The sequence below is a fragment of the Paenibacillus lactis genome (assembly GCF_017873605.1).
GTDB classification, from domain to species: Bacteria; Bacillota; Bacilli; order Paenibacillales; family Paenibacillaceae; genus Paenibacillus_AQ; species Paenibacillus_AQ lactis.
Map to the genome: position 1 here is coordinate 48,733 of NZ_JAGGKI010000017.1, position 15,883 is coordinate 64,615.

General features: G+C 52.0%; 11 protein-coding genes. All 11 read left to right on the forward strand.

The features are described from left to right. The first annotated feature begins 21 nt into the window (after positions 1-21). The gene (locus tag J2Z18_RS24060) at positions 22-501 is read left to right on the forward strand and encodes a hypothetical protein (RefSeq protein ID WP_007130992.1); all 480 of its coding nucleotides are present in this window, start codon (positions 22-24) and stop codon (positions 499-501) included. A 102-nt stretch (positions 502-603) separates the two neighbouring features. Continuing rightward, entirely contained in the window at positions 604-963 is a 360-nt protein-coding gene (locus J2Z18_RS24065; RefSeq protein ID WP_245256175.1) for a hypothetical protein, read from the forward strand. A gap of 10 nt (positions 964-973) precedes the next feature. Beyond that, on the forward strand, positions 974-1,522 hold the full coding sequence (locus J2Z18_RS24070; RefSeq protein ID WP_210095470.1) for a hypothetical protein: 549 nt from the start codon (positions 974-976) through the stop codon (positions 1,520-1,522). Further along, entirely contained in the window at positions 1,509-2,486 is a 978-nt protein-coding gene (locus J2Z18_RS24075; RefSeq protein WP_055109600.1) for a hypothetical protein, read from the forward strand. The genes J2Z18_RS24070 and J2Z18_RS24075 overlap by 14 nt, the downstream gene beginning before the upstream one ends. A gap of 87 nt (positions 2,487-2,573) precedes the next feature. Continuing rightward, entirely contained in the window at positions 2,574-3,680 is a 1,107-nt protein-coding gene (locus J2Z18_RS24080; RefSeq protein WP_210095471.1) for a copper amine oxidase N-terminal domain-containing protein, read from the forward strand. Between the two features lie 3 nt (positions 3,681-3,683). Continuing rightward, positions 3,684-4,307 carry a hypothetical protein gene (locus J2Z18_RS30625; protein ID WP_245256176.1) on the forward strand — a complete coding sequence of 208 codons (624 nt, stop codon included), beginning with the start codon at positions 3,684-3,686 and terminating at the stop codon, positions 4,305-4,307. Between the two features lie 10 nt (positions 4,308-4,317). Further along, positions 4,318-7,197: a DUF5704 domain-containing protein gene (locus J2Z18_RS24085; protein WP_276825323.1), complete on the forward strand. Its 2,880-nt coding sequence runs from the start codon at positions 4,318-4,320 to the stop codon at positions 7,195-7,197. Positions 7,198-7,223: 26 nt separating this feature from the next. Continuing rightward, positions 7,224-7,697 carry a hypothetical protein gene (locus J2Z18_RS24090; RefSeq protein WP_007130986.1) on the forward strand — a complete coding sequence of 158 codons (474 nt, stop codon included), beginning with the start codon at positions 7,224-7,226 and terminating at the stop codon, positions 7,695-7,697. Between the two features lie 20 nt (positions 7,698-7,717). Next, positions 7,718-8,200: a hypothetical protein gene (locus J2Z18_RS24095; RefSeq protein WP_210095472.1), complete on the forward strand. Its 483-nt coding sequence runs from the start codon at positions 7,718-7,720 to the stop codon at positions 8,198-8,200. Beyond that, positions 8,197-8,385 carry a hypothetical protein gene (locus J2Z18_RS24100; protein WP_007130984.1) on the forward strand — a complete coding sequence of 63 codons (189 nt, stop codon included), beginning with the start codon at positions 8,197-8,199 and terminating at the stop codon, positions 8,383-8,385. The genes J2Z18_RS24095 and J2Z18_RS24100 overlap by 4 nt, the downstream gene beginning before the upstream one ends. An 89-nt stretch (positions 8,386-8,474) precedes the next feature. After that, entirely contained in the window at positions 8,475-15,758 is a 7,284-nt protein-coding gene (locus tag J2Z18_RS31115) for a helicase-like domain-containing protein (RefSeq protein ID WP_210095473.1), read from the forward strand. Positions 15,759-15,883: the final 125 nt, after the last annotated feature.

Here is a 15,883-nt window from a genome sequence, read left to right on the forward strand (position 1 = left end):
CATTTAAAGGAGAGATCGACCATGTCCAATGCACAAAAGGCGCTGGTAATGGCGGCGGGCATTTTCCTCGCAATTGCGCTCATTACCCTCGCTGTCGTGTTGTTTATTTCCGCGCAAGATTCAACAAAAGCAGCTCAAAGCAATTTTAGCAATATCCAAACGGAATTATCTCAGACGGCCTTTACAGTGTATGACAACACGACACTTTCGGGCAGTCAAGTCGTCAATGCACTGCGCAAGTTTTCGGATCAGGAACAGTTTGGCATCCAAATAATCACCGGGAAAAACCCGACCGGGCAGTGGTATGGCAAAGTCATCAACATTGGCGTTCCGATGGACAGCATTACGTATGGATCGGTCGTTGGCGATGCGCCTGGACGTCTGGAGCATACCGTCGATGAAGCCAATGTGAACTATGTCAATCCGAGCGGAAAGTTTCAGGCGCAATTGGTGCTGGATCGCAGCAATGTCATTCGCGGGATCGTGTTCCGGCAACAATAAGGTGCGAAAATGAAATGAAGCCAAGGGGCGTCCGTCTAGCTGTCGCCCCCTTTTGCTGAAAGGAGGAAGCCATTGGATTACGCGACGCGAACGATGTTGGAGATGAGTGCATCCTGTCTCCTGTTTTTGATCGCCGTGGTTAGCGGGCTGTGGCTGTTTCAAAACGGCGCGACGCTTGCCGATACGGCCTATCTCGCCGGTATGACGCAGGACCGGACCATCCGGCAAACGTTGTCTCCCTTGTCCGGTGATGGCAGGATGTCGGGAACCGAAGTGTTTCAGGCCATCGCGCGGTTGGAAGAAGGAGATGCGGAAATCGTGGTGGATGGCGTCCGATACGCATCACCGGTGAACCGGGAGCAATGGTTTTCAGACAGAATCCAACTCCATGGCCGATACAGCGTCTTGCACGAACGTGACACGGACGGGCGGCTGTTGCGCCTGGTAGTCGTCACACGTTGAGGAGAATGCCATGAACAGTTATATTAAGGTGTTTGCGATACTGCTTGCCGTACTGCTGCTTTACATCTACCCGATTTACACAGCGTTCCAGCAGCAGGATGATATTTCAGAATTAGTCGTCCTGCGGGCGACAACGGCGTTTGTGGATGCGGTACGTGACAAAGGATATATTTCACCGACCATGTATACCGATTTCAGACAAACTATTGAGGCGACGGGCCTTGATTTCAATGTGCAGATGGAACATGAAAGCAAGAAATATGTGCCGGTATATGACGATCCGACCAGGCCAGAAACGTTCCAGGGTACGTATGAAGTGCATTACGATGCGTTTTACAACGCTCAGATCTTGCCGGTGCTGTTTCCCGGTAGCTCTGCCCCCAGAGACGACCCGTCAAGAAGGTACAAACTGCGGGTGGGCGATACGTTCACCGTCACGGTCAAAAATGTGAGCCGTACGCCCGGCACGGTCTTGTTTGATTTTCTGAACAGCACCGTCAGCCCGAACGATAAAATATTCATTCCTTATGGCGGGGTGGTACGCAATGAAGTGGATTGAATGGGCTGTCGTTGGTGTGCTGATCTTTTTCCCGTTTGCCACAATCAATCAGATTGATGTGGAACTGATGCGTCAAACGATGCTGCTCGAACTGCGTTATGACGCTGCCATGGATGCTGCGGTGGATGCGGCGGCACAAGCACTCATCATCAATGCTGATCAGCAGCATGAGTCACGCTACGAGTCGGTCAAGCGAGTGGCGGTCAACAGGGAGGAAGCGCTCACGGCGTTTTACCGGACGTTGTACGCCAATTTCGGCATATCCGGCGATCCGGTTGCGCAAGGGGTGTTGAACCGTTACATTCCGGTGATTGTCGTCATTGGATACGACGGGTTTTATGTCTATGCTGAGGATGAATGGACAGATCGTAACGGCCAAACGGTTATGGCACCGGCTTGGGGAACCAAACGGCCCTATGCGTATACCGATTCAAACGGCAACAGCTATTCCTTTACGCTGGATGAACAAGTGCTGGTGTATGCTGCGGCGACTCGTAGTTGGCATGAAGGTTTTCGTAGGGACATTCAGGCGGAGGCCAACATTCCATTGTTAAGAGATGCGGCGTTATTTCATGAAGTGCGGCGCAGCACGATCGTGGGCGCAATACAGGATGAGCTGTCCTATCGGATCAACAAGCATAACGAGGTCGCCCTGCGAAATGGTCTTTCCTATACGTTTACACTGCCGTCCATCCCGCTAGAGGAATGGCATAACACGATTGCCGATGTAGGCGTTGTGGCTTTTATGCAGGGAATTCCGATGGGACGCAAGGTATATAACAACTACGCACTGGGCGGCAGCCGCGTGATGAAGCAAACGGAGATTGTGGGAGCAATGAAAGGCAATATGAAAGTGTATTATCGCAAAAGCTGTCCGTACTCCTATCCGATAGAAGAAACGTTCGCAAGCGAAAAAGCGGCGGCGCAACAGGGCTATATGCCGCTTTCTTGTTCCTCTTTCTAAGGGTGGACAGTCTGACTCATGCACATTATGCTAGTAGTAACAGTACAACCAGTCCAGTCAGGATTACTTGAATAAGAGGTGAAATGAGTGAAGAAATGGTTTATGGCCATGACGATTGCCGTCCTGGTTAGCAGCTTGTTCGGGGCTACGGCAAGTGCTGCCAGTCTTCCTCCTGCGTTTGTAAGCGTGGTGCTGGACGGCAAGAAAATATGGTTTCCCGATGCCCAAGCTTATGTTGATGAGAACCAGCGGACATTAGTGCCGTTTCGCTTTGTCGCAGAGTCGCTCGGTGCCAAGGTTGGCTGGGAAGCTCCGAGCCAATCGGTGCCGATTGAACGGGACGGCCAGCAGATTCGACTGCAAATCGGTTCAAATATTGCGCTTGTCAATGGACAAGAGGTCGCTTTAGATACGCAAGTGGTAACCAAGGACGGCCGGACGTTTGTGCCGCTGCGTTTTGTCAGCGAGGTGCTGGGCGCAGAGGTGGAATGGGACGGCAGTACGTCAACGGTGACAATTCACACGAAGGACATCTCTGAGAGCGACACGGATGAATGGGGCCGCTTGCTCCGCAAGACGGATCTTCCGAAAAATGCGGCGGACTATCCCTACATTTTGGCCGATGTTCCCAATGAGATGTACGAGATGGCGTACCCCCCCTCCCGTCCTTCAGAAAGCAAAGTGTCTTCCGAACTGTACGCGACCATCTCCGAATACAACAAGCAGAACGTGGACATCTGGATGGGACACTTAAAAACGTTTGGCGCTTTGTTGTTAAATGTAGATTACCGCACGATTGATGATACGTGGGCGCAGGCCATGTTTGCAACGAAGATGCAAAACTCCAATGCGGAATTGAGATACATTCGTGAATATGTGGATTGGGTGAAAGAAAATCAAATTCATATTATGGGCTACCTGGAACCGGAGCCGTCCATGATTTTTTATGACGGGTTTGGAGCGGATTATATTCGCGTCAAGTTTCGGGTTCAATTCCTCTCGTTTAAACATCATGAACGGTTGATTTATGATAACTGGTTTCCGCAGGAAGCAGATTTTGAAAAGAATGTGTGGTATGAAGGGTACGCCGACATCAAAATGGTCACCAACGTCGGCGGCCATTGGGGAAGCACGTTAAAGGTCTCGCCCACGGCCAGCTTGTTTTTCAACCACACGATTTCAAAGGTGGAATGATCGGTGAGCAACAGAAAACTTTATCAACGTGTACTGTGCATGCTGCTGGCATGCACTTTTTTTATGCCGTTTTTCGTCGTTCAACAAGCGGCGGCAGCTCCCCCGCAAGTGATTATCCGTGACGGCAAGATTCAATTCGAAATCACCAGCACGGCGGCGAGCACTTCGATTCGGTATCGGACGGTGGGCTGGGTGGTGACCCGGGAGCAAGTTTGCAGCACAACATCGCCCAAACAATGCGCTGACCCGCGCAGCAGGCCGCATGCCTTGTTTATGAATCAGGAAGTACGACAAATCGGGCAGCATCCCGATCCTCCTGTACCGGGGCAACCGTTGACATCATACTACGAAATCCCCGAAGAAATCGTGACGCAGCGCCTCTGGCAAGCAGGAATGGAAGGCATTCAGAACAATGACGATCTTTACTTTTATGCTGTGATGGTATCGGTCAATGCGGACGGCTCGGTGCGGAAAGGTCCGTTTTATACGTTGTCCGGGATCAAACAAGCGGAAGGCTGGAGATTTCCGGACGATCTGGATGATTACTTTGGCTTGCATATTCCATATCGTAGTGCGGAATTCCCGGTGGACGTTATCGCTAAAACAGTAGACGGACGGGTGATTTGACCGACCGGATGTGACATTTGAAAAAGGAAAGTTCGAGATCGGGGAAACGATCAATCATGAATTTCCGGCGGTGATCGAAGACAATGGAAAAACGTATACCATCGCTCGCTCCTATATATCACCGAAGCAAGACCCGTCGCGAAAAACGTGGGTGCAGGAAAACCCGGAAACGAACGAAAAAGTGCGCATTCGCAGCTTTACGGTCGCGCTGGGCGGAACGAATCTAATCGCCGAATACCATGAGGAAAATACGGTGAAGGCGATTTATATGACAGAAGGCGGCCAAGTCCTGAAAGAGGTGGATAAAGGCGAATATGCGACCGGAGATGAAGTGAATCACACGTTTGAAGCCGCACTGACCAAAGACGGGCAGACGTATGAAATCATCCGGTCTTATATCACGAACAACAACAAGCCCGACGAGAAATTGTTTATTCAGGAAAAAGGAGATAGCAAGTTGCTGGATCGGTCCATCTTTGTCGGTTCCGGAGGCTCCAATTTTATCGGCATATACAAAGGGGGAAATGGCGGTACGGATGACGAAACAGAGCCTGGAGCTGTCAAGGAAAACGAAGTGATGAATCCCGATGCTTCGGCTGTGATCCAAGCGGATACTCGCGGTGCGGAACGCTTCGACGTGCTTCAAGGCATCCCGACATCGGAGAGTCTTTATGTTCAAGCGAATGCCAAAGCGTATCTGTACCGAAACAAATTTACGGAAATCAAAGGGACGAAGACGTACCCGATTACCGTTAGTCGAACATACACGCTGCGCTGGACGGAATACGTTTCCGGTCCCCCGGACAGCGAAGGCAATCCAACCAGAGTGCCTGTTTCACGCTCGGATACACAAACCGTAACGAAAAGCTATACCGTGGAGCGCAAGTACAGCTACTGGCTCATTGATCGTCTGGAGGTATATGGCTTGCAAAAAGCAGAGGTTTCCAACTACGCGTTACCCAGCGGACAAGTTACCTTGAAGCCGAACGGCTACGCGCAGCCAAGGGTCTCGGTTTCTCACGACGCCACCCATCAGGCTCATATTATCGATCCGGTCTATCAAAATGTGACGCTGCCTGGGCAAACGATTCAAGGAGGTTCCAGCCGTCCATCTGTGCCGAATGAGGATTGGACCAACGCAGCGGAACAGGCTGTCGGAAAAATCAAAGTGAAAAATGACTCACTGATCTTTAACGGGCAAACGATTATGGACAACCGGATCACGGAAGAAACCGCCCCGCCCCCGAGGGAGATACCGACTCCGCCCGAGATCGGACAAAATGTTCTGTATAGCAACGGTTTGTTGATCGATGCCAGCAAACCCAACAAGGCCGAACAGCCAAGCTCCGGCACGATCTTCTATGCGCTCATCGAAGGAATTGGAGGCGGCCAGAACCAAAGCTATCCCATTGATGGCATTAATCCGGTGACGGTGCATACGCCGGTCGTCAACCAGGCTTCCGTATCTGACGATCAGGCGCATAATCAAAAAACGCTGCCGACCGCAGGGAGAGCCGCGCTTATTCTGGATCGTCCATTTACGGTCATCATCCCAACCAATGGAGCGCATCGGGATATAAAGGGTTACGGCAATCGCGACTATGGCAAGTATATGCGCGACAAGCAAGTATGGTTTCCGTTTGACGTGTACAAAGCGGATCGGAAAACGCTGATCCCGAAAGAAACATGGACGTCGATCCCGGTCGGCCAGATTCAGACAACGTTTTATTTACCTGTTTGGGTGGACGAGGGCAATTATGATGTACTATTCCGAACCATTGCTGAAAATAGTCCTCCCTCCTTTACGTCACAAATGAACGCCAATTTAGACTTGACGCACCATGTGGCCACACAGGTTGTGCCGGTTGAAGTGATCGGCCGTGTCTATGATTTCCGCATCACAGACATTGCCGACTTTAATTGGGAGACCGTATTTCGCAGAGAACGAGGAAGTGCAACGCCGACTGGCAACGCTTATTGGGTGGGTACGAAGGGCATCGACGGCGCAGCACGGGGGAATCAGCCTCCTTACGTGTTGCCGATACGACCGGGGAGCCATCCGGATGCCGGCAAGAAAAACGTGGCTGTCAAAACCGGCTACCATATTAAATTTGAATTGAAGAGTATGGGCAATATGTTCGGTTCGGACGACGGGATCAAGATTACGCCAACCTTTTACTTTGTCGACAGCAAGGGCAAGAACCGGCAAGAGGTGGACTTGTACTATCATTCGGGGAATAAACGTTTTATTCGCATCGGCTCCAGTGCAGATGTGGAGCGGCGTCATGTGACGCTGGACACCCGCTTGCGCAATATGTCCCAGCAGGAACTGACGAACACGGCATCTTCCCTTTGGTCGCTGAACGGTGCGTCTGGCAACCAGCAAACGTTTATTCAGCAGTTTTTGAAAGATGCACAGCAGCCCGTTTACGTGGGCGGATATGATGTCATGTTGCTCCCGCCACGGCTTCGGACATTTATCGGCAGTATGGAAGTTCCTTCCGGCATTGACGTTTCGCGTGCCCATGCTTCGGTGCAGCGATGGGTTGGCGAATACAGTCTACCTGCCGCGCCGTATGTCGTCCCCAAAGGATTCAACTTGGCCGAGTACGGACGAACCAATCGGCTGGACGATAAGTCGCCTATCTTTTTGCGGGACGGGTACATCATTGTCAATTTCAATATCGAAACGATTCGCAATCAGAATGTGAATCAACCGCATTTGCAGTATATCCACGCGCCGCTCAGCAATCAATGGCGACGAGAAGGGTTTCAGCATCGCTTTGTCGACCCGTATGGAGCAACGTTTAGTTTGCAGGACGGCGATATGGTGTTCTATCATGCCGACCTGTCTTCTTATGATGACTTTGGAACAGGGGGTACCCATTAAATTCACCAGCCGGGAGGATAGATCAAATGGAAAGGTTACAAAGTGCCGCACCGGAGGAGGCGGCTTATTTTTATTCCTCGTCTGCTGAGGAGGGCATTGCGCGCGGATGCATCGGTCATCTGCGCGGCGATTTTGGACGGTCGGGCGAAGAGTTCTGGGTGACCTGGTTTCCCCGGAACTCACCTTTTGAAACGCCTACATTTCAAGAAGAATTGGGCAAGGCGTTTCAAGTGATCGGCGATCAGGGCGTGCTGAAAAGCCGTCGGCATATGCTTCGGTTCTGCAGCCAGCATCCGGAAGCACGGATCGGCGGCGCTTGGAGCACAGATGTGTACGGCTTCCGCATGGAGACGCAGGATCACCGCTACTATTTGCGATGCTTTCCTTTTGCCGGGGATTACAACTTTTACTTATACTGCTACGCCCGGCCGGAGCGCGTGACGGAGCAGCAGCGGCAAGCGTCAGCCGTGCAGAAGAAAAAAACGGAACAGCAACGTTAGTGGAAACGGAGGTTCGGGCGATGTTTGGCGAACTTCAACCGTTAGCATCGGAAGAGACACCTTACTTCTATTCAGCGATCGCGACTCAAAGCAAGGAACTCAGCTATATCGGTCATTTGCGAGGAGATTTCGGCACTGATGACGATCATCAGTTTTGGATGTCATGGTCGGATCATGCCGGGGAACGGAGGACGCTTGCCTTTCGCCAGGAACTGGCGGCACTTGTGCAACATTTGCAATGGCAAGGACTTTTGCTCAATTTGAATGAGATGCGAGCCTATTGCAGGCGGCACCCGGAAGCACGTATCCCCGGCGCATGGCATTCCGATGTTTGTGGTTTCTGTTTACAAACCACTCACTATCGCTATTATATTCGCTGCTTCCCCCATCTTGGCGATTACAGCTTCTATATCTACTGCTACCGCAAGAATCACTTGCTTGGCCGATCTGTTCAGCAAAACCAGAACGGCGCGGTAAACCTTGTGAAGGAGGACGTACAATGAATGATCTAGCACGCTACATGCTGATCGCGGGAGCAGCCGTCCCGCCAGCTGCAAAGCTGTTGTACGGCTATTGCTGGATAGGGCGGGCGACACAAGTCGGTCTACCTGTCCAGTACAAAAATGGCAATCGATGTAGGTTTTTCTCCTTCGACGGTATGTCGAAACTTGCACCGTTTGCAGAGTAAGGGCTTGATTCGGATCATGACCCGCTATTCGGAGGAGGGGATTCAACTGGCCAATCAGATTACGATCTTATGAAAGGAGAAAGGTACCGTTGACCGCGAAAATACAGCATATCGTTGATTTGTCCGTTCATACCGCCCGCACGGTTGTGGAACATCCCGACCGTTGGGCGGATTTTTTATCGACAGCGGCGTGGAACTACAAGTATCCGTTTCAAGATCAGTTATTAATCTATGCACAGCGGCCCGATGCTACAGCTTGCGCATCCATCGACGTCTGGAACAAGCGGCTCAACCGTTGGGTCAAACGCGGGGCGAAAGGTATTGCACTTATCGAAGACCGGGGCAACCATTTTGGGTTACGGCATGTGTTTGATATCTCGGACACGCAAAGCCGAGATCCTCGACCGGTCTCGCTTTGGCGCATGGAGCCGGGCGATATAGCGGTCGTTACGGAAACGTTGAACAATGCGTTTGGCGAGCAGGAACCGGATGCGGCATGGCCGAATGCGCTGCTGAGCGCAGCCCGGAACGCAGTGGATGACAACAGTTCGGATTATGTGGATTTGCTTGTTCGAGAGCTTGAGGGCAGTCTGCTTGAAGAACTGGAACGCCAACCTGTGGAAGTGCTGTTCCGTCAGATTGTGTATCATTCCGTTGCCTATATGGCACTAACCCGCTGTGGTATGAACGCCCCTCACTATATTGGACGGGAGGATCTTTCAGGCATCGGGAATTTCAATACACTGCCCGCTCTTTCGCAGCTTGGAGCAGCGATCAGCGACATCGCGGAGATGATGCTGCGGGAAATCGAATCGACGATACGGGTGCAGCGGCGTGTAGAACGTCAGACTTCACAGGCTAGAGACGTTCGCACCGTTGCAAGAGAAACGGCCTTGACACAAAATGAAGCTAAACGATTGCCAGAAAGGACGGATGAACATGGAAGTGACTTACACCCGTCAAGGGGGCTATCTGCTGCCCGACCTGACACTGACCGAGGATCATCAACTGATCGGCAAGTATGGGATGTTGCGCAAAAACTACCTGAAAACCGAGAAGAAAGGCACATACGCCAGCCTGCTGCTCTCGGGCGAACTGCACCAGCATCTGACGGAAATCGACCGGTCGGCGCGGACGCAGCTCGAACAGACGATGAACGAACTGCTCCGTCTGCACCCGGCCCCGGACAAAGCGAGCGATCCGCTGGGCTGGACGGGTTACATGAACAGCCTGAAGCAACAGGTGGAGGAGACCATTCTGACAGAACTGATTTACAACTAAAATGGTATGATCGAAAAACGGAAGATCGGAGTCTTCCGTTTTTTCATGACCATCATGCCATCAACGATCTACTGCGCACCGCTCCTTTACTGAAAAGCAAGTCGGAAATCGAGGCTTTCTTCGCCGCACATGAAAATGAAGGGGAGCGGGCGTTGTATGTGCGTAGCCTGTTTGCGCCGGGTCAGTCCGAGCTTACGCTGGACGAAGACCTTCTCATCGGGTATGAACCGTATCGCAATGTGCTCCATCTTTGGACGGGTCCGGCAACCGAACCAACCGCACAAAGTTTTTACGATTGGGAAGTGATCGCCGGCCATATCAACAGTATGATAGTACTTAACGAATTTGACCCGGCACGAAAGACGGAGCCATCGGTTCAGCAGCAAACCTTATTTATGGAACAGGCGGAGGCGGATACAGCCTCCGCTTTTGTCTGGCCGCAGGCGGTGATCGATGCGATTCTCCAACAAGGAAGCGGCTTTGCCAACAGTAAATATCGCATTGCTCTCCATTTTCAGCAATCGTTATCGGAGAAAGAAAACGCCGAATTTTTGAAACGGGAATATGGCACGGGCGGGCGCGCCCCTGTACTGATCGGCACGGATATTTATGAGCATCATGATAGCAAAGGCATCACGTTGACCCGACGTTCAATGACGGATCAAGAGCAAAAGCTGGTGTTGCCTTGGATGAAGGTACAGAAGCGGATCGGCGAGTTGCTGGCGGCGGGACGTTATCTGAATCGTTTGGAAACGGAACGACTTCCTGCATTTGCCGAGCAACTGGAGGGGCGCCGCGGGCAGATGGCCGAAGAAGCGTCTGCTCGCGAACGGTTGGAACAAGAACATCCGTCCTCCTCACAGCAGTCGGAGACGATGGAGCGGAAGCAGGCGCGTTATGCCTATGCGCCCGGCGATACGGTTTTTTTTGGCGCGGACGAATATGAGATTTTGCTGGTGGAAAACGGTAACGTGATGCTGCGGGATGTTCATTTTCCGCTTTTCACCAAGGAACTGGAACGCCGAGATTTTGAACGCATCCTGCGTGAAAATCCGCTTAATGATCATCTGCTAACTGATGAACAAGGAGTGGAAACCGAAGCGGAGGAACCTGCCGGAAAAGAAATAGAGCCGGAGCTTTCGGATGGAGATGAGCCGAAGTCTGCCTCGGCATCCCTTCAGTTAACCGAACAAGTATCGGATGAGGCGCATAATGAGGAAGCACCCTCTGCTCCTTCCGCTGTCGAGGATGTACGGTCTGTTGCACCGCAAACGACTGCGGTGAATTACCGTATCACCGATGACCAGTTAGGGCATGGCGGAGCCAAGGTTAAGTATGGTTTTAATGTAGCCGCGATTCGCTTGCTCAAACAATTGGAGCTAGAAGGCCGCCAGGCAACTGCGGATGAACAGGTCGTTCTCGCCCGCTATGTCGGATGGGGCGGAATCCCACAAGTATTTGACGAAGCGAACGCGCAATGGACGGCCGAATATGCCGAACTGCAATCGTTGCTGGAACCGGACGAATATGCGTCCGCTCGCGCATCAACGCTGAACGCTCACTATACGTCTCCAGTTGTCATTAAAGCAATCTATGGTTGTCTGGAAAGGATGGGCTTTCGCAACGGCAATATTTTAGAGCCTTCCTGCGGGATCGGCAATTTCTTCGGGTTAGTTCCGGAGTCGTTTCAAGACTCGCAGCTATTTGGTGTAGAACTGGACAGCATCACAGGTCGCATCGCCAAGCAGCTTTACCCGCAGGCGACGATTGCGATCAGCGGGTTTGAGGAAACCGCTTTGCCGGACAGTTTTTTTGATTTGGCCATAGGGAATGTTCCTTTCGGCGGGTATGGTGTGGCGGATAAACGCTACGACAAGCACAAGTTTCTCATTCACGATTACTTCTTTGCGAAAACATTGGACAAAGTGCGTCCGGGCGGCATTATTGCCTTTATTACGTCCAAAGGAACGATGGATAAACAGAACCCGGCTGTCCGCAAGTATATTGCGGAACGGGCAGAATTGCTGGGTGCGGTTCGTTTGCCGAACAACGCTTTTCAGTCCAACGCCGGAACGGAAGTGACGGCGGATATTTTGTTTCTGCAAAAGCGCGACCGAATGGTGACTGTCACCGAACAAAGTGTGGAATGGATTGGCTTGGCAGAGACAGCCGAAGGCGTGCCGATCAATGCGTACTTTGCTGCGCATCCTGACATGGTGCTTGGGACGATGGCGTTTGATGACCGGATGTATGGCAATAGACAGGAGACGACTTGCAACCCGTACCCGGATGCTAATTTAAGCGAACTGCTGGGAGAAGCACTGACCAATATCCATGCCGATTGGGTGGAGGTTGAGAGGGAAGTAATGCCGGATGAAGAAGACACGTCCCTCCCGGCCGATCCGACCGTGCGCAATTTCAGTTATACCCTTGTGGACGGCCAACTGTATTACCGCGAAAACAGCCGGATGCACCGAGTGGACACGTCGGCCACGGCCGCCGGGCGAATCAAAGGTATGATCCGATTGCGGGATACGGTGCGCGAACTGATCGAATACCAGACGGAAGATTATAGCGACGAAGAGATCCGGGAACAGCAGCGGAAATTGAATGCGCAGTATGATCGTTTTACCGCCCAATACGGTCTGATCAACAGCCGCGCCAACAGCCTGGCATTCGCCGACGATAGCGCCTATTTTTTACTTTGTTCATTGGAAGTGCTCGACGAGGAAGGGAAGCTGCTACGCAAAGCCGATATGTTCACGAAGCGTACGATTCGGCAGCGCACGACCGTTCGGCATGTGGAAACGGCAGAGGAAGCGCTGGGCGTCTCCATTGGAGAAAAAGCACGTGTCGATCTCCCCTATATGCAAGAATTGACCGACATGACAACGGAACAGCTTGTTCAGGAGTTGCGCGGCGTGATCTTCCCCAACCCGGAAAGACTGGATGAGAAAGGACAGCCGGTTTTTGAAACGGCGGACGCTTATTTGTCTGGCAACGTTCGTGACAAACTTCTGATTGCACGGCGTGCCGCCGAAATGGATGCAGAGCGGTACGGCGAAAATGTCAAAGCATTAGAAGCGGTGCAGCCGAAAGATTTGGATGCTTCCGAGATTGATGTGCGGTTAGGAGCGACGTGGCTTCCTCCGGAAGTGATCCGGGAGTTTATATTCGAACTGGTGGACACGCCATACATGTTCCGGCAGTCTATCGACGTCTTGTATTCCGAATATACAGCTGCCTGGAATGTCCGAGGGAAAAGCAATGACCGCAGCAACAACATTAAAGCCAACGTGACCTTCGGAACGAATCGTGTGAATGCGTATAAGATTTTGGAAGATACCTTAAATTTGCGAGATGTGCGCATTTTCGATACCGTGCTGGAGAATGGCGTGGAAAAGCGCGTTTTGAACAAGCAAGAGACCGCAATTGCCCAACAAAAGCAGGAGATGCTGAAAGAAGCGTTCCGCGATTGGATTTGGAAAGACCCGCAGAGGCGGGAACGATTAACGCGTTTGTATAATGATCGTTTCAATGCGATCCGCCCGCGCGAGTACGATGGCAGTCATATTCGGTTTACGGGAATGAATCCGGAAATCCGGCTGCGCCAACATCAAGTCAATGCGGTTGCCCGGGCGCTGTATGGAGGCAATTCCCTTTTTGCTCATTGTGTAGGCGCAGGCAAAACGTTTGCCATGACCGCTGCGGCCATGGAAAGCAAGCATCTTGGCTTATGCAGCAAAAGCATGTTCGTTGTTCCTAATCATTTGACGGAGCAGTGGGCAGCGGAGTTTTTGCAGCTATATCCATCGGCGAATATTCTGGTGGCGACCAAGAAGGACTTTGAAACGAAAAACCGCAAAACGTTTTGCGCGCGGATTGCCACCGGCGACTATGACGCGATCATCATCGGACATTCGCAGTTTGAGAAAATTCCCATATCGATGGAGCGCCAACGTCAACAACTGGAGGAACAAATTTACGAGATCACAAGCGGCATTCGCGAGCTGAAGGAGGCCAAGGGCGAACGGTACGCGATCAAGCAACTGGAGAAGACGAGGAAGACGCTGCAAGCCAAGCTGGCAAAGCTGAACGATACCAGCCGCAAGGATGATGTGGTCACCTTCGAGGAGCTGGGCGTAGATCGGCTATTCGTGGACGAGGCCGATTCGTACAAAAACCTGTTTCTTTACACGAAAATGCGCAATGTGGCCGGACTGTCGCAAACCGAAGCGCAGAAGTCGTCGGACATGTTTGCCAAATGCCGCTATCTGGACGAACTGACCGGAGGCCGGGGTATCATCTTTGCGACGGGTACGCCGATCTCCAATTCCATTACGGAAATGTATACGATGCAGCGCTACTTGCAATATGAGCGGCTGCGAAAGCAAGGATTGCAACATTTTGATTCCTGGGCTTCGACGTTTGGCGAGACGGTCACGGCGATTGAACTGGCACCGGAAGGAACGGGCTATCGGGCGAAAACCCGGTTTGCCCGTTTTTACAATTTGCCGGAACTGATGAATATGTTCAAGGAAGTGGCTGACATCCAGACGGCGGACATGCTCCAGCTTCCCGTACCGAAATCCCATTTCCACAATGTTGCCGTGCCGCCAAGCGACTTCCAGCGGGAAATGGTCGCGGATCTCGCCCACCGTGCTGAGCGGGTGCGAGCCAAGGAAGTAGAGCCGCACGAAGACAATATGCTCAAGATTACGAATGATGGGCGTAAGCTGGCACTGGATCAACGGCTGGCCAATCCGATGTTGCCCGATGACGAAGGCAGTAAAGTGAGCGTTTGTGCGGACAATGTGTTTCGGCTATGGAAGGAACACGAGGAAAAGCGGCTAGCCCAACTGGTGTTTTGCGATCTATCCATCCCAAAGCAAGACGGAACGTTCAATGTGTATGACGAACTGCGACGCAAGCTGACAGAGAAAGGGGTGCCTACCGAGGAGATTGCGTACATTCACGATGCCAACACCGAGGTGAAGAAAAAGGAACTGTTCGCCAAGGTGCGGACTGGCCAGATTCGTATACTGCTCGGATCGACATTTAAAATGGGGGCGGGCACCAATGTGCAAACGAAGCTGATTGCGCTTCATGATCTCGATTGCCCTTGGCGCCCGCGCGACCTGGAGCAGCGAAGCGGACGCATTATCCGGCAAGGCAATGAGAATAGCGAGGTACACATTTTTCGGTATGTGACGGAGAACACGTTCGACGCTTATTTGTATCAGACGCTGGAGAATAAACAGCGCTTTATCTCGCAAATCATGACCAGTAAATCGCCGGTACGTTCTGCCGAGGATATCGATGAAGCAGCCCTTTCTTATGCCGAAGTCAAGGCGCTGGCAACCGGTAATCCGTATATCAAAGAGAAGATGGACCTGGATATCCAGGTTTCCAAGCTTAAGCTGCTCAAGGCTAATCACTTGAGCCAACGCTACGCATTGGAGGATCGGTTGCTGAAAGTATTGCCGCAACAAGTCAAATCTACAGAAGATCGAATTGCCGGATATGAACAGGATGTCGCTCTATATCTGCGTTCCAAATCGGCTGTGCCGGAGGGAACGGATGAATCCAAGTTCCCAGGTATGGTCATTAAGGATTTTACCTACACGGAGAGAGCGGCAGCAGGCGCGGCCTTGCTGGAGGCGTGCAAGGGAATGACTTCATCCGAGCCGCAGGAGGCGGGCAGTTATCTCGGTTTTTCCCTATGGTTATCCTTTGACAGCTTCCATAAAGAATACAAGGCGACCCTGCGCGGCGCATTGGACCATACCATCTCGCTAGGGATGGATGCAGGTGGCAACATCACCCGGTTGAACAATATGTTGGCGGATTTGCCAGCCAAACTGGAACATAGCCGCCAGCAACTCTCCACGCTGCTCCAGCAGATGGAAACAGCGAAGGAACAAGTCGAAGCTCCTTTCGAGAAAGAACAGGAGCTGCTAACGAAATCGGCGCGACTCGCGGAACTGAATGCCCTGCTTAATATGGATAAGCGGGAGAATGAAGCCGTGGACAGCGTTCCGGACGAAGAACCGGAAGCGCCCGAACGGCGAGTGGTGGGCCGTGGGCGATAACGGCCTGACACCGTCGTTCCTCCCCCTGAAAGGGAACTTCATGCTGACCATTACGGAGAAGAACATGGTATCGGTGCGAGCATTTCACAGGTCGAAGATCGCTCACTTGTTAAAATTATCAATTT

Bases quoted from the DNA above. Each gene is read 5' to 3' on its own strand.
- J2Z18_RS24065 (WP_245256175.1), top strand. From the start codon at position 604: ATGAGTGCATCCTGTCTCCTGTTTTTGATCGCCGTGGTTAGCGGGCTG.
- J2Z18_RS24095 (WP_210095472.1), top strand. From the start codon at position 7,718: ATGTTTGGCGAACTTCAACCGTTAGCATCGGAAGAGACACCTTACTTC.
- J2Z18_RS24100 (WP_007130984.1), top strand. From the start codon at position 8,197: ATGAATGATCTAGCACGCTACATGCTGATCGCGGGAGCAGCCGTCCCG.
- J2Z18_RS24075 (WP_055109600.1), top strand. From the start codon at position 1,509: ATGAAGTGGATTGAATGGGCTGTCGTTGGTGTGCTGATCTTTTTCCCG.
- J2Z18_RS24070 (WP_210095470.1), top strand. From the start codon at position 974: ATGAACAGTTATATTAAGGTGTTTGCGATACTGCTTGCCGTACTGCTG.
- J2Z18_RS24060 (WP_007130992.1), top strand. From the start codon at position 22: ATGTCCAATGCACAAAAGGCGCTGGTAATGGCGGCGGGCATTTTCCTC.
- J2Z18_RS24090 (WP_007130986.1), top strand. From the start codon at position 7,224: ATGGAAAGGTTACAAAGTGCCGCACCGGAGGAGGCGGCTTATTTTTAT.